The 17,909-nt window shown below is 67.2% G+C and carries 20 protein-coding genes; 17 read left to right on the forward strand and 3 right to left on the reverse strand.

Annotated elements, in window-relative coordinates:
* Positions 1-85 precede the first annotated feature (85 nt).
* The gene (locus AC1REK_RS18245; RefSeq protein ID WP_327523919.1) at positions 86-406 is read right to left on the reverse strand and encodes a hypothetical protein; all 321 of its coding nucleotides are present in this window, start codon (positions 404-406) and stop codon (positions 86-88) included.
* Positions 407-461: 55 nt separating this feature from the next.
* On the opposite strand from AC1REK_RS18245, the gene glyA reads away from it, so the two are divergent.
* The gene (glyA, locus tag AC1REK_RS18250) at positions 462-1,757 is read left to right on the forward strand and encodes a serine hydroxymethyltransferase (protein WP_492268958.1); all 1,296 of its coding nucleotides are present in this window, start codon (positions 462-464) and stop codon (positions 1,755-1,757) included.
* Between the two features lie 24 nt (positions 1,758-1,781).
* Here the strand turns inward: glyA and AC1REK_RS18255 are convergent, their stop codons facing one another.
* Positions 1,782-2,732: a hypothetical protein gene (locus tag AC1REK_RS18255; RefSeq protein WP_492268957.1), complete on the reverse strand. Its 951-nt coding sequence runs from the start codon at positions 2,730-2,732 to the stop codon at positions 1,782-1,784.
* Between the two features lie 272 nt (positions 2,733-3,004).
* On the opposite strand from AC1REK_RS18255, the gene nrdR reads away from it, so the two are divergent.
* The 9 genes from nrdR (at position 3,005) to AC1REK_RS18300 (ending at position 12,309) form a co-directional block, all read left to right on the forward strand.
* A complete protein-coding gene (nrdR, locus tag AC1REK_RS18260; protein ID WP_316017946.1) occupies positions 3,005-3,514 on the forward strand; it encodes a transcriptional regulator NrdR in 510 nt (169 codons plus the stop codon).
* A complete protein-coding gene (gene ribD, locus AC1REK_RS18265; RefSeq protein ID WP_492268956.1) occupies positions 3,507-4,637 on the forward strand; it encodes a bifunctional diaminohydroxyphosphoribosylaminopyrimidine deaminase/5-amino-6-(5-phosphoribosylamino)uracil reductase RibD in 1,131 nt (376 codons plus the stop codon). Before nrdR ends, ribD begins: the two co-directional genes overlap by 8 nt.
* The gene (locus tag AC1REK_RS18270; protein WP_492268955.1) at positions 4,637-5,284 is read left to right on the forward strand and encodes a riboflavin synthase; all 648 of its coding nucleotides are present in this window, start codon (positions 4,637-4,639) and stop codon (positions 5,282-5,284) included. The genes ribD and AC1REK_RS18270 overlap by 1 nt, the downstream gene beginning before the upstream one ends.
* Positions 5,285-5,467: 183 nt before the next feature.
* Positions 5,468-5,965, forward strand: coding sequence for a 6,7-dimethyl-8-ribityllumazine synthase (gene ribH / locus AC1REK_RS18275; protein ID WP_316017943.1), 498 nt, complete (start codon positions 5,468-5,470; stop codon positions 5,963-5,965).
* A complete protein-coding gene (gene nusB / locus AC1REK_RS18280; protein WP_492268954.1) occupies positions 5,962-6,429 on the forward strand; it encodes a transcription antitermination factor NusB in 468 nt (155 codons plus the stop codon). Before ribH ends, nusB begins: the two co-directional genes overlap by 4 nt.
* A 163-nt stretch (positions 6,430-6,592) precedes the next feature.
* A complete protein-coding gene (gene thiL, locus AC1REK_RS18285) occupies positions 6,593-7,591 on the forward strand; it encodes a thiamine-phosphate kinase (RefSeq protein WP_492268953.1) in 999 nt (332 codons plus the stop codon).
* 54 nt (positions 7,592-7,645) lie between these two features.
* Positions 7,646-8,830, forward strand: coding sequence for an MFS transporter (locus AC1REK_RS18290; protein WP_492268952.1), 1,185 nt, complete (start codon positions 7,646-7,648; stop codon positions 8,828-8,830).
* 199 nt (positions 8,831-9,029) lie between these two features.
* Entirely contained in the window at positions 9,030-11,186 is a 2,157-nt protein-coding gene (locus AC1REK_RS18295) for a sodium-translocating pyrophosphatase (RefSeq protein ID WP_492268951.1), read from the forward strand.
* Between the two features lie 202 nt (positions 11,187-11,388).
* Positions 11,389-12,309, forward strand: a complete 921-nt coding sequence (locus AC1REK_RS18300; RefSeq protein WP_492268950.1) for a DMT family transporter — start codon at positions 11,389-11,391, stop codon at positions 12,307-12,309.
* 72 nt (positions 12,310-12,381) lie between these two features.
* Here AC1REK_RS18300 and AC1REK_RS18305 read toward each other — a convergent pair whose 3' ends face one another.
* Complete coding sequence (locus AC1REK_RS18305) at positions 12,382-12,873, reverse strand: outer membrane protein assembly factor BamE (protein WP_492268949.1); 492 nt, start codon at positions 12,871-12,873, stop codon at positions 12,382-12,384.
* Positions 12,874-12,930: 57 nt separating this feature from the next.
* Here AC1REK_RS18305 and AC1REK_RS18310 point away from each other — a divergent pair, with 57 nt between their 5' ends.
* The 7 genes from AC1REK_RS18310 to sugE all read left to right on the forward strand — a co-directional run bounded on the left by AC1REK_RS18310 (position 12,931) and on the right by sugE (position 17,900).
* A complete protein-coding gene (locus AC1REK_RS18310; protein ID WP_492268948.1) occupies positions 12,931-13,542 on the forward strand; it encodes a ubiquinol-cytochrome C chaperone family protein in 612 nt (203 codons plus the stop codon).
* Positions 13,539-14,093 carry a YceD family protein gene (locus AC1REK_RS18315; RefSeq protein ID WP_492268947.1) on the forward strand — a complete coding sequence of 185 codons (555 nt, stop codon included), beginning with the start codon at positions 13,539-13,541 and terminating at the stop codon, positions 14,091-14,093. The genes AC1REK_RS18310 and AC1REK_RS18315 overlap by 4 nt, the downstream gene beginning before the upstream one ends.
* Positions 14,094-14,204: 111 nt before the next feature.
* A complete protein-coding gene (gene plsX, locus AC1REK_RS18320; protein ID WP_066474506.1) occupies positions 14,205-15,269 on the forward strand; it encodes a phosphate acyltransferase PlsX in 1,065 nt (354 codons plus the stop codon).
* A 17-nt stretch (positions 15,270-15,286) separates the two neighbouring features.
* Entirely contained in the window at positions 15,287-16,264 is a 978-nt protein-coding gene (locus AC1REK_RS18325) for a beta-ketoacyl-ACP synthase III (RefSeq protein WP_492268946.1), read from the forward strand.
* A gap of 323 nt (positions 16,265-16,587) precedes the next feature.
* Positions 16,588-16,902: an integration host factor subunit alpha gene (locus tag AC1REK_RS18330; protein WP_066474510.1), complete on the forward strand. Its 315-nt coding sequence runs from the start codon at positions 16,588-16,590 to the stop codon at positions 16,900-16,902.
* Positions 16,899-17,486 (forward strand): MerR family transcriptional regulator, encoded by a 588-nt coding sequence (locus AC1REK_RS18335; RefSeq protein WP_492268945.1) that lies wholly within the window; start codon positions 16,899-16,901, stop codon positions 17,484-17,486. Before AC1REK_RS18330 ends, AC1REK_RS18335 begins: the two co-directional genes overlap by 4 nt.
* A 99-nt stretch (positions 17,487-17,585) precedes the next feature.
* Entirely contained in the window at positions 17,586-17,900 is a 315-nt protein-coding gene (sugE, locus tag AC1REK_RS18340; RefSeq protein ID WP_316017934.1) for a quaternary ammonium compound efflux SMR transporter SugE, read from the forward strand.
* Positions 17,901-17,909: the final 9 nt, after the last annotated feature.

Here is a 17,909-nt window from a genome sequence, read left to right on the forward strand (position 1 = left end):
CGCGTTCGATCCCGCGGTCAGCCCCGCCAACGAGCTGTCGGCAGAGCGCGCATCCGAGGTGGCCTGCGCCGGGAGAATTCCGCCGTCAGACGAAATTGTCGGCGATGATGTAGCCGAGGATCGAGATGCAGCTCATCACGATCGCGATTTCGAGAAGTCCGAAGCCCATGGTCGCCTCCGCCGCTGGATGAGCAACGCCCGAACTTCGCCATGGTTCCGCCGCTGAGACGGCGAAATTGCGACGGCGCTTGTAGCGGACTCTTCTGACGCGCGACGACGGCACGCACCGGTTGCGCCCCGATGGCGACAAAACCGCATTCCCCTTTTGCCGGTCATGGTCTAAGGACGCCGCAGCGCCGGGCAAGGGTTGCGCCGGCCTCGCGACCAAGCCGAACAGGGCGCGCATCGGGCGGGCCGGCAGCGTGCCGGTGGCGGCTCCGGCGCGCCGATGGAGCAGAGCCATGAGCCAAGCCCCCGAGAAGCACCTCTCGAATTCCTTCTTTGCTGCTGGCCTCGCCGATCGCGATCCCGAGATCGCCCGCGCCATCGAGCTCGAGCTCGGTCGTCAGCGCGAGGAGATCGAGCTGATCGCCTCGGAGAACATCGTCTCGCAGGCCGTGCTCGAGGCGCAGGGCTCGGTGATGACCAACAAATACGCCGAGGGCTATCCGGGCCGGCGCTATTATGGCGGCTGCCAGTTCGTCGACATCGCCGAGAAGCTCGCGATCGAGCGCGCCTGCCGGCTGTTCGACTGTGGGTTCGCCAACGTCCAGCCGAACTCCGGCAGCCAGGCCAACCAGGCCGTGTTCATGGCGCTGATGCAGCCGGGCGACACCTTCATGGGCCTCGACCTCGCCGCCGGCGGCCATCTCACCCATGGCGCCCCGGTCAACCAGTCCGGCAAGTGGTTCAAGGTCGTGCCCTATGGCGTCTGCGTCGTCGACCAGCTGATCGACTATGAGGCGATGGAGCGCCTTGCGGTCGAGCACAAGCCGAAGATGATCGTCGCCGGCGGCTCGGCCTATGCCCGCCACTGGGATTTCGCCCGCTTCCGCGAGATCGCCGACAAGGTCGGCGCCTATTTCATGGTCGACATGGCCCACTTCGCCGGGCTGGTCGCGGGCGGTGCCCATCCTTCGCCGTTCCCGCACGCCCATGTCGTCACCACGACGACGCACAAGACCCTGCGTGGTCCGCGCGGCGGCATGGTGCTGACCAATGACGAGGCCATCGCCAAGAAGATCAATTCGGCCGTGTTCCCCGGCCTGCAGGGCGGCCCGCTGATGCACGTGATCGCGGCCAAGGCGGTCTCCTTCCAGGAGGCGCTGCAGCCCGAGTTCAAGATCTACGCTCGCGCTGTGGTCGAGAACGCCAAGGCCCTGGCCGAGACCCTGAAGAGCAAGGGCTTCGACCTCGTCACGGGCGGCACCGACAACCACCTGATGCTGGTCGATCTCCGCTCGAAGAAGATCACAGGCAAGGCGGCCGAGGCCGCGCTCGGGCGCGCCCATATCACCTGCAACAAGAACGGCATCCCCTTCGATCCCGAGAAGCCGATGGTCACCTCGGGCATCCGGCTCGGCACCCCGGCTGCGACCTCGCGCGGCTTCGGCGTCGCCGAGTTCAAGAAGGTCGGCGAGCTGATCGCCGACGTGCTCGACGGCCTCGCTGCGCATGGCGAGGAAGGCAATGCCGCCGTCGAACAGGCGGTCAAGGCCAAGGCCCACGAGCTGACCTCGCGCTTCCCGATCTACTGAACGGAAAGCGCCGGGACCTCACCCTCAGGGGAAGGTCCCGGTCAGCTTGATCATGAACAGGTTCTCGGGGCCGCCGGGGGCATCGCCCCGGCCGGTCCGGCTGAGTTCCGCGCTGAGGTCGAGCCTCTTGGTGACGTTGTAGCCGGCGGAGGCGCTGCCGCCGAAGTGGCCGTCCTTGACCTGTGCGGCGACGGCGACGTTGAAGCGGTCCTCCGTCGCGCTGAGCTTGAGGTTGAGATCGACGGTCGGCTTGCTCACGTCCTTCCTGACAATGCCGGTGAGGTCGAAAGAGCCGTATTTGACCATCACCTCGCCCTCGACCTTGTCGATGGCGGCCGATCTGGTCACCAGCTGAAGCGAGAGGTCGAGCTTCAGCCGGTCCCATTTCAGCTTGCCGGTCAGCTTGGCGCCGACGAGTTCGGCCGTCGGATCGAAGACGATCCCGCCGACGCCGAGTTTCAGCGCGCCGAGCTTGACGACCTCGAACTGCAACTTTTCCAGCTGCTGCAGGCCGAGTGTCGCCGCTCCGCTGTTCGGCTTGGTGACGAACAGCGCCGCGCCCGCGCCGAGTGCCAGCGCCGCTCCGACGACATAGACGACGCCCTTGTGCTGATCGACCCAGACGCCGAGCGCTGACGAGCCGGCCGCCTGCTTGAAGGCATCGACCTGTTTCTCCAGGGATTTGTACGCCGAGGATTTCTTGATCTGCTTGAAGTATTCGTCGGCCGCCTTGGACAGGACATCGTCGCCGATCGAGCGGAGCTTCTGGATGTCGTCCGGCGAGAGCTGCGTGGTCTGGCTCTTGAGCTTCGCATTCGCAAAGCTCAAGAGCCCCTTCTGGGCCGTCGCCAGCACGACCGGGCTCTTGAGCACCTCGGCGAGACGTTCGGGAGACCGGTGGATCTCGCTGTCGAGAAGGTCGAAAGCCAGGACGACCAGGCCGCCGAAGGCATCGCCCGTACTGTCGTTGGACATCTGCAAAACTCCGATTGGCGAGCTGCGGGATCGGCGGGCAGGCGCAAGCGGTGAAGGGCAGGCGGGTAGCGGGTTCATCTTGGCATGAGAAGACGGCTCGACCTGCGTCCTTTTTGCGAGGCGCCTCCCTTCATCAGCCGAAGCATCATGCGATATTGCGCTTGCCCACTTGCTGCCGTTCGGTCGTTTTTCGCTGGCCTGCGACGGCATGGCTGGGGCAATGAAGGGCCGCGGACGGTATCGTCCCTCAAACAACCCTCGAGGCCCAAGGTATGCGCTGTCCTTATTGCGGCTCGCTCGACACCCAGGTGAAGGATTCGCGGCCGACCGACGATCACGCCTCGATCCGGCGGCGGCGCGTCTGCCCGGATTGCGGCGGTCGCTTCACCACCTTCGAGCGGGTGCAACTGCGCGAGCTCACCGTGGTCAAGCGCTCGGGCCGGCGCACTGCATTCGACCGCGACAAGCTCCAGACCTCGATCGATGTCGCCTTGCGCAAGCGCGCGGTCGCGCCCGAGCGGGTGGAGCGGCTGGTCAACGGCATCGTGCGCCAGCTCGAAAGTTCGGGCGAGGCGGAGATCATGAGCTCGACCATCGGCGAGCTGGTGATGGAGGGGCTGAAGTCTCTCGACGACGTCGCCTATGTCCGCTTCGCCTCGGTCTACAAGAATTTCCGCGAAGCCCGAGATTTCGAGGAGCTGCTCGGCCAGCTCAGCGGCGACGAGGCAGAGGGCGAAGCCGAGCCGGCCGGGGAGAGGATCAGGCCGCGCGACGATGCCTGATCGCGACGAGATCGACCGCGCCTTCATGCGCCGGGCGCTGGAGCTCGGCGCACGCGGCCTCGGCCAGACCTGGCCGAACCCCTCTGTCGGGGCCGTGGTGACGCGCGACGGTCCGGACGGTCCGGTCGTCGTCGGCGCCGGTCATACCCAGCCCGGTGGCAGGCCGCATGGCGAGGCGATGGCCTTCGAGCAGGCCGGCCCCGCGGCCGCTGGTGGCACGCTTTACGTGACGCTGGAGCCCTGCTCGCACCGGACCCTGCGCGGCGGCACGCCTTGCGTCGAGCGCACGCTGCTCGCCGGCGTGCGCCGCGTCGTCTCAGCCATGGCCGACCCCAACCCCCGCATCGCCGGCCTCGGCCATGCCTTGCTGCGCAGTTCCGGCGTGGAGGTGGTCACCGGCGTGCTCGAAGACGAGGCGCAGCGCAGCCATCGTGGCCATGTGCTGCGGGTGACGCAGGGGCGGCCGATGGTGACCTTCAAGGTGGCGCGCACCGCCGACGGCTTCGCCGGTGGGGCAGGGCAGGCCCGCATCAGGATTTCCTGCCCGGAGGCGGGCGAATGGGTCCATCGCGAGCGCGCCCGCTACGACGCGATCTTGCTCGGCATCGGCTCGGTTCTCGCCGACGATCCGCTCCTGACCGTGCGACTAGCCGGGCTGGAGATCCGCTCGCCAGTCCGCGTCGTGCTCGATTCCAATCTGCGCCTGCCGCCGGACTCACAACTGGTGCGCGGCGCCGGCGAGGTGCCGGTCTGGGCGATCGCGGCAGAGGATGCACCGGTCGAGGCCGAGGCGCGCCTCGTCGCCGCCGGCGTCGAGGTGATGCGCGTCGGGCGGGCCGCCGACGGCCATCTCGATCTGGGCGAGGCGCTTCGGCTCCTGGCCGCGCGCGGCATCACCCGGGTCTTCTCCGAGGGAGGGCCGACCATCGGCGAAAGGCTGGCGCTCGGCGGCTTCGCCGACGAGGTCATCGTCTCGACCTCGCCGACTGTCCTCGGCGAGCCGGGCGTCGTCGCCGTGCGGCCGGGCCTTGCGGCGCTGCTGGCGGACCCCAAGATGTACGCCATCGCCGAAACCAGGCTCATCGGCCAGGACCGTTTCCAGCACTTCACGAGGATCGCCTGATGTTCACCGGCATCGTCACCGCCATTGGCACCGTCACCCAGACGCGGAAGATGGGGCCGAGCCTGAAGCGGCTCGCCATCTCCTGCCCTTGGGAGGCTGATGGCATCGAGATCGGCGCTTCGATCGCCTGCGCCGGCGTCTGCCTCACCGTGACCGCCCTGAGCCCGCGCGAGGATGGCGAGCCGGGCTGCATCTTCCAGGTCGAGGCAGCGGCCGAGACGCTGTCCAAGACCCTGGTCGGCGAATGGGAAGTCGGGACGCCGATCAATCTCGAGCGCTCGCTGAAGATGGGCGACGAACTCGGCGGCCATCTGGTTACCGGCCATGTCGACGGCGTCGGCTCGATCATCAAGGTCGACGCGATCGCGCCCGATCCTGACGAGCCCTGGGGCGCGACCGCGCGCTTCCACATCCGCGCGCCGCAGGGGCTCGCCCGTTTCATTGCCGCCAAGGGCTCGATCTGCCTCGACGGCACCTCGTTGACGGTCAACACCGTCGAGGATGACGTCTTCACGGTCCTCCTGATCCCGCATTCCTTCAGCGTCACCACCTGGGGGCAGCGCAAGCAGGGAGACGGCGTTCATGTCGAGGTCGATCTGATGGCGCGGTATGCCGCGCGGCTTGCGGAGGCGCGCCCGGGGGGCTAAGAGCCGGTCCAGCCTCAGCCCTCATCCTGAGGAGCCGCGCAGCGGCGTCTCGAACGATGGCCCAGCGCGCTCTGAGCCATCCTGCGAGACGCCATTTCTGACGAAATGGCTCCTCAGGATGAGGGCTTGATTGCTTTCGACCCGGTCGAAGGCATCTCCGACGATACCAGAAGGAATTCCTGCATGGCCGGATCCCGGCAATCATCGGCTGCCTCAGCCGCCCCGCTCGATGACGTGCGCGTCCTGGTCGTCGAAGCCCGCTTCTATGACGGCCTTGCCGACGAACTGCTCGCCGGCGCGACCGCAGTGCTCGAGAAGGCCGGCTGCCGCGTCGATGTCGTGACCGTTCCCGGCGCGCTCGAAATCCCCTCCGCCATCGTCATCGGCCTGCGTGCCGCCGACGAGGCTGTCGACCCCTATGAGGCGGTTGTCGCGCTCGGCACCGTGATCCGTGGCGAGACCGGTCATTACGACATCGTCGCCGGCGAGAGCTCGCGCGCGTTGATGGACCTTTCGGTCGCTTTCGCCCTGCCGCTCGGCAACGGCATCCTGACCGTCGAGAACGAAGCCCAGGCCTGGGCCCGCGCCAACCGCTCCGAGATGGACAAGGGCGGCGGCGCGGCCGAGGCTGCTCTCTCGGTGCTGCGCTACAAGCGCTCGCTGGCGGAGGACTCGAAATGAGCCGGGCCGAAATGCGCCGCGGCGCCCGGCTGGCGGCCGTGCAGGCGCTCTACCAGATGGAGGTCGGCGGGCGCGGCGTGGTCGAGGCCATGGCCGAGTTCGAGCATTTCTGGATCGGCAAGGAGGTCGAGGAGATCGAGCTGCCGAAGGCCGAACTGAATTTCTTTCGCGACCTGCTCGGCGGCGTCGTCAGCGAGCAGCGTCTGGTCGACCGCGCGGTGGACGATGCGCTCGCAGCGGGTTGGCCGTTGAAGCGCGTCGAGGCGGTCGTGCGTGCGGTGCTGCGTGCCGGAGCCTACGAGCTCGCCTTCCGCAAGGACGTGCCGGCGCGCGCCGTGATCTCCGAATATGTCGCGGTCACCCGCACCTTTTACCAGGGCGAGGAGATCGGCATGGTCAATGCCGTGCTCGACAAGCTCGCCCGCGATTTCCGCGCCGAGGAATTCGACGTCCCGGCGGCGTGAGCAAGAGGGTAACCTCCGAGCACTCATCCTGAGGAGCCGTTCCAACAGGAACAGCGTCTCGAAGGATGAACCAGATTGCTCCGTCTGCACTCTCTGAAGCATCCTTCGAGACGCCGCTTCGCGGCTCCTCAGGATGAGGGCTGCAGCTGCCAGCGAGACCGCAATGTCGAGAGAAGACAATCGCCCTGGCGAGTTCGAGCTGATCGCCCGGCATTTCGCGCCGATCGCCGGGCGTGATGGCCTCGGCCTCACCGACGACGCCGCGCTGCTGCGCCCCGCGAGGGGCTATGAGCTCGTCGTCACCGCCGATGCGCTGGTCGCCGGCATGCACTTCTTCCCGGACGATCCTGCCGGCTCGATCGCCCGCAAGGCACTGGCGGTCAATCTCTCCGACCTTGCGGCCAAGGGCGCCCGGCCCGACGGTTTCGTGCTGACGCTCGCTCTGCCGAAGGGCTGGACCGAGGACTGGCTCGCGGCCTTCGCGTCGGGGCTCGCTGCGGTCGCGGGAGAGGCGATCTGTCCGCTGATCGGCGGCGACACGGTTGCGACGACCGGTCCGCTGACGCTTTCGATCACCGCCTTCGGCAGCGTTCCGGCCGGACGCATGGTGCTGCGCTCGGGCGCAAAGCCGGGCGATCTCGTGCTGGTCACGGGCACGATCGGCGATGGCGCGCTGGGCCTGCGCGCCCATGGCCCCTCGCGGCCGGAATGGGTCGCCCGCCTCTCGGAGGCCGACCGCGCTTTCCTCGCCGACCGTTATCTGCATCCCCAGCCGCGCCTGGCCTTCGCGCAGGCCTTGCAGCTTCATGCCTCGGCGGCGATGGACGTCTCGGACGGGCTCGTCGGCGACCTCGGCAAGCTGCTCGCAGCCTCGCGCGTCGGCGCCGAGATCGATCTCGATGCGGTCCCGTTCTCTGCTGCGGCCCGCAATGCCGTCATGGCTGATCCCGCGCTGGCGGAACTGGCCTGGACCGGCGGCGACGACTACGAAATTCTCTGCACGGCCTCCGAGATGGAATTTCCTTCCCTTGTCGCGGCGGCGCAGGCGGCAGGCCTTGGCCTTGCCTGCATCGGCCGCGTCACGGCGGAGGCAGGGACCGTGCGATATAGCGAGGCGGGCAGGCCGCGCAGCTTTGCGCGAGGCTCCTTCGTTCATTTCTGAGAGCGGCCCCGGCCGCAGAGAGTCAGCGGCCTGCAAATGAACCAGCATGTTCCGGTGAGTGACGACACCCTGGCGAAGCGCAATGCGGTCGTCCTCGCCTGCGCCCAGTCGCTTGGCGGCGCCAGCCCGGCGATCGTGGTCTCGCTCGGCGGCATCGTTGGCTCCCAGCTCGTCACGGACCAGGCTTTCGCCACCGTGCCGGTCAGCCTGATGCAGCTCGGCATCGCCTGCGGCGTCATTCCGGCCGCGATGCTGATGCGACGGCTCGGCCGCCGCAACGGCTATCTGATCGGGGCGCTGGTCGGCGTCATCGGCGCCAGCGTCGCCGCGAGCGGTACCGGCAGTCGCATGTTCTGGCTGTTCTGCCTCGGCACCTTCCTCTGCGGCGTCTACGGCTCCTTCGTGCAGAGCTATCGCTTCGCCGCGGCTGACACGGCGAGCGAGGCCTTCAAGCCACGCGCCATCTCCTGGGTGATGCTCGGCGGGCTGGCAGGTGGTGTGATCGGCCCGCAATCGGTCTACTGGACGCGCGATCTGACGCCGGCCGCGCCCTTCGCGGCGAGTTTCCTGGCGCAGGGCGGGCTCGCCTTGCTCGCCGTCGGCGTGGTCCTCCTGTTGCGCGCTCCCCCAGTGGTGGAGAAGCGTTCCGGTGGCGGCCGGCCCCTCTCCGAGATCATGCGCCAGCCCAAATTCATCGCCTCGGTGACGGCGGCGCTGGTCGCCTACGGGCTGATGAGCTTCGTCATGACCGCGGCGCCGCTTGCCATGGTCGCCTGCGGCCATTCGATCGGCGATGCGGCGCTCGGCATCCAGTGGCACGTGCTCTCGATGTTCGGGCCGAGCTTCTTCACCGGCCGCCTGATCGCCCGCTATGGCAAGGAGAAGGTCACCGCGCTCGGCCTGCTGCTGACCGCCGTCGCGGCTATCGTCGGCCTGTCCGGGCTCAGCGTCGCGCATTTCTGGATCGCGCTCGTCTTGCTCGGCATCGGCTGGAATTTCGGCTTCATCGGCGCGACTGCGCTGGTCACCGACTGCTATCGCCCGGAGGAGCGGGTCAAGGTCCAGGCGGCCAATGACTTCCTCGTCTTCGGCTCGGTCGCCATCGCCTCCTTCTCGGCCGGCGGCCTGCTCAGCGCCGGCGGCTGGGACAGCGTCAACTGGCTCGTCTTCCCGCCGGTCGCGATCGCGCTGGCGCTGGTCGCCTGGCAAGGTTTTCGCCGGCGATCGGCTGCGGCCTGACAAGATGACGTAATTGTCAGCCGCCGGGTTTGCGATTCTGTCGGAAACTTGGCAACAATTCGGCAGACACTGGCGATCGGCGCTACGGGCGCGATTCTAGAGCCCGGAAGAGCAGTCCCTGGCGTTCAACAGACCGGCGGCAAGCCGGCTCCGTCGGGGCGTCCTGCCCCAGATGCAGATCTCAGGGACAGGAAAGTCGATGTCGGCCTTGCTCATCATCATACTTCTGAGTGCGCTTTCGATCGTCTACGGCATCTGGGCCTATAGCGACGTGATGAAACGCGACGCCGGCAATCAGCGCATGCAGGAGATATCCGGCGCGGTCGCAGAGGGCGCGCAGGCTTACCTCAAGCGGCAATACGTCACCATCGCCATGGTCGGCGTCGTGCTCTTCGTCGGCCTGACCTGGCTGCTCGGGCGCTATGTCGGCATCGGCTTCCTGATCGGTGCCGTGCTCTCCGGCGTCGCCGGCTTCATCGGCATGAACGTCTCGGTGCGCGCCAATGTCCGCACCGCCCAGGCGGCGATGCAGTCGCTGGGGCAGGGGCTCGACGTCGCCTTCAAGGCGGGCGCGGTCACCGGCATGCTGGTCGCCGGCCTCGCACTGCTCGGGGTCGCCGTCTATTACGGCTTCCTGACCTCGATGCAGGGCTTTGCGCCCTCCAGCCGCGTCGTCATCGATTCGCTGGTGGCGCTTGGTTTCGGCGCCTCGCTGATCTCGATCTTCGCCCGTCTCGGCGGCGGCATCTTCACCAAGGGCGCGGATGTCGGCGCCGACCTCGTCGGCAAGGTCGAGGCCGGTATTCCCGAGGACGATCCGCGCAACCCGGCGACCATCGCCGACAATGTCGGCGACAATGTCGGTGACTGCGCCGGCATGGCCGCGGACCTGTTCGAGACCTACGCCGTGACCCTGGTCGCGACGATGGTGCTCGCCGCAATCTTCTTCGCCGGCCAGCCGGTCCTGAACGCGATGATGCTCTACCCGATGGCGATCGGCGCCGCCTGCGTCGTGACCTCGATCATCGGCACCTTCTTCGTCAAGCTCGGCGCCAACCAGTCGATCATGGGCGCGCTCTACAAGGGCTTCATCGCCGCCGGCGTGCTCTCGATCGGCGCCATCGCGGCGGTGACGCACATCATGTTCGGCGGCTTCGGCGCCCAGTTCACCACGGGGCAGGGCGTCGCTTTCACCTCGGGCGGCCTCTTCGCCTGCTCGCTGGTCGGCCTCGCGGTGACGTTGCTGATCGTCATCATCACCGAATACTACACCGGCACCGGCAAGCGCCCGGTGGTCTCGATCGCCCAGGCTTCGGTCACCGGCCACGGTACCAACGTCATCCAGGGACTTGCGGTGTCGCTGGAATCGACGGCGCTGCCGACCATCGTGATCATCGCCGGCATCATCGTCTCCTACGGCCTCGCCGGCCTGTTCGGCATCGCCATCGCGACCACCGCCATGCTGGCGCTCGCCGGCGTCGTCGTGGCGCTCGACGCCTTCGGCCCGGTCACCGACAATGCCGGCGGCATCGCCGAGATGGCCGGCCTGCCCAAGGAGGTCCGCCAGTCCACCGACGCGCTCGATGCGGTCGGTAACACCACCAAGGCGATCACCAAGGGCTACGCGATCGGCTCGGCCGGCCTCGGCGCGCTGGTGCTGTTCGCCGCCTATACCTCGGATCTCAACTTCTTCGTGGCCGAGGCCAACAAGGCGGGCTCGACGACCTTCCAGTACTTCAAGGGCGTCACGGTCGACTTCTCACTCTCCAACCCCTTCGTCGTCGTCGGCCTGCTGCTCGGCGGCCTGATTCCCTTCCTCTTCGGTGGCATGGGCATGACGGCGGTAGGCCGGGCCGCGGGTTCGGTCGTCGAGGAGGTGCGTCGCCAGTTCAAGGAGAAGCCCGGCATCATGGAAGGCAAGGACCGGCCCGACTATGGCCGGGCCGTCGACATGCTGACCCGGGCCGCGATCAAGGAAATGGTCGTGCCCTCGCTCCTGCCTGTGCTGGCGCCGTTCGTGACCTTCTTCGTCATCAACGCCATCGCCGGCAAGAACCAGGCCTTCGCCGCGGTCGGCGCCATGCTGATGGGCGTCATCGTCACCGGCATCTTCGTCGCGATCTCGATGACCTCGGGCGGCGGCGCCTGGGACAATGCCAAGAAGAGCTTCGAGGACGGCTTCGTCGACAAGGACGGCGTGCGCCACATGAAGGGCTCCGAGGCGCACAAGGCCTCGGTGACCGGCGATACCGTCGGCGACCCCTACAAGGACACGGCGGGCCCCGCGGTGAACCCCGCGATCAAGATCACCAACATCATCGCGCTCCTGCTGCTCGCCATCCTGGCGCATAGCTGATCGGCGAGATCGCCTGAGCAAGGCTCGGCCCCGCGGAGCAATCCGCGGGGTTTTCTTTTGCGCGCAATGCGTTGTGCGTTTAAGCGGAATCAATCCGCGAGGCAGTTGAATCAAACCGGGAGGCTACGGTCACGACCGTAGCGTTCCCGCGCGACGCGCTCGCAGCTGCCTGTCATGGTCCGCCCCATCAACGGAGGACTCGATGACCATCCCAGCCGCTTCAGCACCCGCACGCTCCGGACAGGCGACGGACCTTGTCCTGCTGTTCGCCCTGGCGACGCTCTGGGGCGCCTCCTACAGCTTCATCAGGATCGGCGTCGAGACGATCCCGCCGCTGACGCTGATCGCGGCGCGCACCCTGATCGCCGGCGCGATCCTGCTCGTCGTCATCCGGTTGCGCGGGTTGGCGCTGCCGCGCGATCCCGCCATCTGGCAGCGCTTCCTGATCCAGGCCTGTCTCAACAGCGCCGTGCCCTTCACGCTGATCGCCTGGGCCGAGACCAGCGTCGAGGCCGGCCTGGCTTCGATCCTGAACGCGGGCTCGCCGATCTTCGCGTTCCTGCTCACCCTGGTCCTGGCACGCGGCGAGGCGGCTGCCGGCCGCAAGCTCTTCGGTGTTGCTGCCGGCATGCTCGGAGTCTGCCTGATCATCGGCGTCGAGGCGCTGTCGGGTTTCGGCCGCGAGCTCTGGGCCCAGCTCGCTCTGGTCGCGGCCGCGGCCTGCTATGGCGGAGCAGCCCTGTTCGGGCGCAACTTCAAGGGGCTCGATCCGATCATGCCTGCGGCGGGCTCGCTGCTCTGCGGCGCGGTGGTCCTGATTCCCTTCAGCCTGTTCGTCGACCGGCCCTGGACGCTCTCGCCGTCGGCCGCCTCGATCCAGGCGCTGCTGGGGTTGTCGCTGTTCTCGACCGCGCTCGCCTTCATCATCTATTTTCGCCTGATCGACAGGCTCGGCACGGTCGCGACGACCTCGGTCGCCTATCTGCGGGTGCCGACCGGCGTCGCCATAGGCGTGGTTTTTCTCGGCGAGCGCCTGAGCCCGACCGCCTGGGCCGGTCTCGCGCTGGTGCTGATCGGTGTGTTCGCGATGACCCTGCCGGAGCGCAGGCCGCCCGCCAGCTAGGCGAGCGCGAGCAAAGAAAAAGGCCCTGCGACAGCGCCGCAGGGCCTTTTCGTTCTGTCGCTGAGGAGGTCCTCAGGAGCCGAGCGGGTTGAACTTGGTGACGCCGCGGAAGAGGTTGCGCAGGAAGCTCTGCTCCTCGCCGCCGGTCGGGGTGGTGCGGCTGATGAAGTCGAAGATCACGCCGTCCTGCAGGCCGTAATTGGCGATACGCTCGACCTTGAAGGCCTTGTTGAAATAGATCACCAGCACGCGCTGGTCGATCACCGTGAAGTCCTGGAACTGGAAGCGCCGGCGCACGGTCTGGCTGATGTAGTAGAAGGTGCGGTTGCCGACCGTCGAGGTCGTCGAGGGCGTTCCGAGCGTGGTCAGCACCGCCTGCACGTCCATGCCGGGCCTGACCTTGGCGATCAGCTCGTCATCCATGATGAAGCCGCGCGTGAACTCTTCGTTGAGGCCGGCGGAGGTCGGGACGCGGAAGCCGTGATTGGCGCCGCTGCAGGCGGCGAGCGGCAACATTGCGGCGAGCGTGCCGATCAGGACAGTGCGGCGGGTCGGAGCGGTCATGCGGGGAAGGTCCAACGGCAGGCACGCGACAGCGAGGCCGCGCTTGTCATGAGGGGTATGCTTGGCGTAACGCCCGAGCATGGCTTTGGCAAGGCGAGCGCAATCGCAAGCGCAATCGGTGGAGTGGCGGCAGTGATTTTCGGTCTGTTCGGCAAGAGACCCGACCGGATGGCGCCGGTCAACGCCCTGCTGGCGCGCATCGTCGCAGCCTCCCGGGAGCCCGCGCTTTATCTCGAAGGGCGTGTGCCCGACGATTTCGAGGGACGTTTCGAGGCGCTGACGCTCCATGTCTTCCTGGTATTGCGGCGGCTGCGTGAACTGCCGGCGCCTGCAGCGGACGTGGCGCAGGATCTCGTCGACGCCAGTTTCAGCTATCTCGAGCTCGGTTTCCGTCAGGGCGGCGTCAGTGACGTCTCCGTGCCCAAGCGAATGAAGAAGATCGGCCGCAGCTTCTACGGCCGGGTCGGTGCCTATGAGGAAGCCTTCGCCTCGGGCGAGCCGGGTGCGCTGGCAGCCGCGCTGGGACGCAATGTTTCGCCGCAGGCCGATGCTGAGGCCTTGGCCCGCCATGCCCATGCCGCTGCGGCACAGTTGGCGCCCCTTGATCTCGACGGTATTCTCACCGCCGATCCGATTTTTCCCAAGTTTGAGAGCAGCCTGTCGAAATGAGTTCCGCCAGCAAGGACGCGTTGCCGCTGCGCCATCCCGTTCGCGTCGAGACGATCACGCTGCGGCCGATGACCTTCGAGATCGCGGCGGCGCAGCCCGACTTCGCCGCGATCGCGCGCCACATCGGCGTCGCTTCGCTTGAGTCGCTGAAGGCGAGCTATTCGCTGTCCCGCAATGGCGACCGGGTCAAGCTCGAAGGCAAGATCTCCGCGGCGCTGCACCAGACCTGCGTCGTCACGCTCGAGGCTTTTCCCGTTGCGCTCAAGGTGCCGGTGAAGCTCGATTTCGTGCCGGAGGCCGAATTGGCCACCTTGGCGGCTGGCGATACCGGCGAGGGCGAGATCGACATCGAGGTCCTGCTGAACGAGGAGGATCCGCCGGAGCCGATCGTCGACGGCGTCATCGATCTGGGCTCGATCACCCTCGAATTCCTGGCGCTGGCGCTCGATCCCTATCCGCGCAAACCTGGCGTCAGCTTCGATGAGACCGCGCCGGAAGCGGCACCCGAATCGCCTTTCGCGGCGCTGGCGCGCCTGAAGGGCTCGGAATGATGCCGGCCCCGGTCGCGGCTTTTTCTTGCGGCCGGCGTTCAACTCGCTATTGTCCCGCCGCGTCGAGCCGCTCCAGCCAGGGGCGCCGCCCCTGGAACTGATCGCCTCCTCATGACACGTCCGGTTACACTCGCGCTCGATGCGATGGGCGGCGACCACGGTCCGTCCATCGTCATCCCCGGCGCGGCCCTTACGCTGGAACGCCGCCCTGACGCCAAGTTCGTGATCTTCGGCGATCAGGCGCAGGTCGAGCCGTTGCTCGACGCCCATCCCAAGCTCAAGGCCGCGACGGTCTTCCACCACACGGACGTCTCCGTGAAGATGGACGACAAGCCGAGCCAGGCGCTGCGCTATGGCCGCTACAAGTCCTCGATGTGGCGCGCCATCGACGCGACCAAGACCGGCGAGGCGGACGTCACCATCTCCGCCGGCAATACCGGCGCGCTGATGGCGATGTCCAAGTTCTGCCTGAAGTCCATGCCCCAGGTCGACCGCCCGGCGATCGCCTGCCTGTGGCCGACGGTGCGCGGCGAGAGCGTTGTGCTCGATGTCGGCGCGACCATCGGCGCCGACGCGCAGCACCTGGTCGACCTCGCCGTGATGGGCGCGGCCATGGCGCGCGTCGTCTTCGACATCGATCGCCCGAGCGTCGGCCTGCTCAATGTCGGCGTCGAAGAGATCAAGGGCGTCGAGGCGGTCAAGGAAGCCGGCCGCATCCTGCGCGAGAGCAATCTGGCCCATCTCGACTATCAGGGCTTCGTCGAAGGCGACGATCTCGGCAAAGGCACGGTCGACGTCGTCGTCACCGAAGGCTTCACCGGCAATATCGCGCTGAAGACCGCCGAGGGGACGGCGAGGCAGATCGGCGAGTATCTGCGCGCCGCGATGGGCCGCTCGCTGATGTCGAAGATCGGCTACCTCTTCGCCCGTGGCGCCTTCTCGGCGCTGAAGGACAAGATGGACCCGCGCAAGGTCAATGGCGGCGTCTTCCTCGGCCTCGAAGGCATCGTGATCAAGAGCCATGGCGGCACCGATGCGATCGGGTTCGCCAGTGCCGCGGAAATGGGCTACGAGATGGCGCGGGAGAACCTGATGGCGAAGGTGCGCGAGATGGTCGCGTCGACCGCGCGCCCGGATGCGAGCCCGAAGAGCATGCAGCCGGCCATCGGCGAATAGGGAAGAGAGACGCTCCTTTGTCCATCCTGCGATCCGTCCTGCGCGGCTCCGGCTCCTATCTGCCGGCGCAGATCGTCAGCAACGCCGATCTGGCGAAGAAGGTCGACACCACCGACGAGTGGATCGTGCAGCGCACCGGGATCCGCGAGCGCCGTATCGCGGCCGAGGGCGAAACCACGGCCACGCTCGGACTCAAGGCGGCGCAGGCGGCGCTCGCCGATGCCGGCATGGACGCGAGCGAGATCGACCTGATCATCGTCGCGACGGCGACGCCGGACAACACCTTCCCGGCGACGGCGACGCAGATCCAGGCCGCGCTCGGAATCAGCCATGGCGCGGCCTTCGACCTGCAGGCCGTCTGCTCCGGCTTCGTCTTCGGCCTCGCCACCGCCGACAAGTTCCTGACGAGCGGTGCCGCCAAGGCCGCCCTGGTCATCGGCGCCGAGACTTTCTCGCGCATCCTCGACTGGGAGGACCGCACCACCTGCGTCCTCTTCGGCGATGGTGCCGGCGCTGTCGTGCTGACGGCCGAGCCCGGAACCGGGACGCTTGCCGACCGCGGCGTGCTCACGACCCATATCCGCTCCGACGGGCGCTATGCCAACAAGCTCTATGTCGATGGCGGGCCGGGCTCGACCAAGACGGTCGGCTTCCTGCGGATGGAGGGCCGGGAGGTCTTCAAGCACGCGGTCGTCAACCTCGCCGAGACGGTGCGTCATACCTTCGAGGAGACCGGGCTCACCGGCGACGATATCGACTGGTTCGTGCCGCATCAGGCCAACCGCCGCATCATCGACGCCACCGCCCACAAGCTCGGCATCGGTGAGGAACGGGTCGTCATCACCGTCGACCGGCACGGCAACACCTCCGCCGCCTCGATCCCGCTCGCTTTGGCCGAAGCGCATGCGGACGGGCGCATCAAGCGCGGCCAGCTCGTGCTCATCGAGGCGATGGGTGGCGGCTTCACCTGGGGTTCGGCGCTGATCCGCTGGTGATGGCCGTTCAGGTCCTCACGCTAAGTTACTTCGATTTATCGACTTTTTTGGCGGTTATCGCCGCAGATTCTTGCCATTTCAACCTGTGCGTGCGGCACGAGGATTGACCCGAATTGCCTTGGCGCCTAGAGCAGAAGGCGAAAAAGCGGGGCCGGTCATCTGGACAGGCTCCGCGCCGACACTTGGTTGAGAGACGGCACGTTTTTTCGGATCGGGGCGCCCCGCGCGTTCATCCGAAGGCGGCCGGCTCTGGCGTCCGCCGTTTCTGGTAGGGGATGCTTCGACAGGGTAGTGGCTGCTCTATAACGCCTTGGAGGGAGCTGATGGCAGGGCAAACTGTGACGCGCGCGGACCTTTGCGAGGCGGTCTATCAGAAGATCGGCCTGTCGCGGACGGAGTCGTCCAAGCTCGTCGAAGCGGTCCTCGACGAGATCTGCGATGCCGTGGCGCGCGGCGAGAATGTCAAACTTTCTTCGTTCGGCTCGTTCGTCGTGCGCGACAAGGGCGAGCGAATCGGGCGTAATCCCAAGACTGGCGTAGAAGTTCCGATCGAGCCGCGTCGCGTCATGGTTTTCAAGCCCTCGAACGTGATGAAGGCCCGGATCAACGGGCAGAACGGCGAGGGTGAAGACGAGTGAGCCTGGAGTTCCACAACGGCGATACCGAGGCCGAATTGGACACCAAGAGCCCAGACGCTTTCCGGACCATCAGCGAGGTCGCCGAAGACCTCGACATACCCCAGCATGTGCTCCGCTTCTGGGAGACGCGCTTCTCCCAGATCAAGCCGCTGAAGCGCGGCGGCGGCCGGCGCTACTACCGCCCCGACGATGTCGCCCTGCTCAAGGGCATCCGCCGCCTGCTGTACGGCGAAGGCTATACCATCAAGGGCCTGCAGCGGATCCTCAAGGAGCAGGGGCCGCGCCACGTCCAGGCGATCGGCCGTGGGGCCGAGATCGCGCCGCCACCCGGCGCCGCAGCCCGGCCCGCCACGGTTGCGGCGGGACCAGCCGAAATGGCCGCCAATCCATCGTCGCGGCCGGCTCCCGCTGGCGAGCCGGGTTTCGCCGCCAAGGCACTCCTTTCTTCCTTGTCGCAGGCGCCTCAGCCGGCTGCTTTCGGCGACGACGATCTGGCCTTCCTCAAGACGACGCTGCTGGAGCTCGCCGAATGCCGGCGGCTGCTGCGGGCAGCGCTGAGCTCAGGAGCGGTCGAGGAAGCCTGACCGCGCCACAAGGCCCTTGCGCAGGCCATCCGCCGTCGATTGCGGGGCCGCTCTCCTTCTCCGCGTGAACTGATCCAGTTGCCGAACAGGAGGGCCGCGATGGCCTGGACCTATCTCTTCTTCGCCGGTCTCTTCGAAATCGGCTGGGCGATTGGACTGAAGTACACGCAAGGCTTCACGCGGCTGGTCCCGACCGTGCTGACCGTCGCCAGCATGGCGGTCAGCCTCGGACTGCTCGGCCTCGCGCTGAAGAGCCTGCCGCTGGGCACCGCCTATGCGATCTGGACCGGCATCGGCACCGTCGGGACGGCGATACTCGGCATCATCCTGTTCGGCGAACCGGCGACCGTGCTGCGGCTGCTCTGCATCGGCCTGATCGTCGCGGGAATCGTCGGCCTCAAGCTGGTCGGTTAGGAGGCAGGG

It is taken from the genome of Allobosea sp. GW823-FHT02B03 (assembly GCF_058797755.1).

Bases quoted from the DNA above. Each gene is read 5' to 3' on its own strand.
- AC1REK_RS18245 (WP_327523919.1), bottom strand. From the start codon at position 406: ATGCGCGCCCTGTTCGGCTTGGTCGCGAGGCCGGCGCAACCCTTGCCC.
- AC1REK_RS18300 (WP_492268950.1), top strand. From the start codon at position 11,389: ATGACCATCCCAGCCGCTTCAGCACCCGCACGCTCCGGACAGGCGACG.
- ribH (WP_316017943.1), top strand. From the start codon at position 5,468: ATGGCCGGATCCCGGCAATCATCGGCTGCCTCAGCCGCCCCGCTCGAT.
- AC1REK_RS18315 (WP_492268947.1), top strand. From the start codon at position 13,539: ATGAGTTCCGCCAGCAAGGACGCGTTGCCGCTGCGCCATCCCGTTCGC.
- thiL (WP_492268953.1), top strand. From the start codon at position 6,593: ATGTCGAGAGAAGACAATCGCCCTGGCGAGTTCGAGCTGATCGCCCGG.
- AC1REK_RS18305 (WP_492268949.1), bottom strand. From the start codon at position 12,873: ATGACCGCTCCGACCCGCCGCACTGTCCTGATCGGCACGCTCGCCGCA.
- AC1REK_RS18270 (WP_492268955.1), top strand. From the start codon at position 4,637: ATGTTCACCGGCATCGTCACCGCCATTGGCACCGTCACCCAGACGCGG.
- AC1REK_RS18295 (WP_492268951.1), top strand. From the start codon at position 9,030: ATGTCGGCCTTGCTCATCATCATACTTCTGAGTGCGCTTTCGATCGTC.
- glyA (WP_492268958.1), top strand. From the start codon at position 462: ATGAGCCAAGCCCCCGAGAAGCACCTCTCGAATTCCTTCTTTGCTGCT.
- AC1REK_RS18255 (WP_492268957.1), bottom strand. From the start codon at position 2,732: ATGTCCAACGACAGTACGGGCGATGCCTTCGGCGGCCTGGTCGTCCTG.
- sugE (WP_316017934.1), top strand. From the start codon at position 17,586: ATGGCCTGGACCTATCTCTTCTTCGCCGGTCTCTTCGAAATCGGCTGG.
- nrdR (WP_316017946.1), top strand. From the start codon at position 3,005: ATGCGCTGTCCTTATTGCGGCTCGCTCGACACCCAGGTGAAGGATTCG.
- nusB (WP_492268954.1), top strand. From the start codon at position 5,962: ATGAGCCGGGCCGAAATGCGCCGCGGCGCCCGGCTGGCGGCCGTGCAG.
- AC1REK_RS18330 (WP_066474510.1), top strand. From the start codon at position 16,588: ATGGCAGGGCAAACTGTGACGCGCGCGGACCTTTGCGAGGCGGTCTAT.
- plsX (WP_066474506.1), top strand. From the start codon at position 14,205: ATGACACGTCCGGTTACACTCGCGCTCGATGCGATGGGCGGCGACCAC.
- AC1REK_RS18310 (WP_492268948.1), top strand. From the start codon at position 12,931: ATGCTTGGCGTAACGCCCGAGCATGGCTTTGGCAAGGCGAGCGCAATC.
- ribD (WP_492268956.1), top strand. From the start codon at position 3,507: ATGCCTGATCGCGACGAGATCGACCGCGCCTTCATGCGCCGGGCGCTG.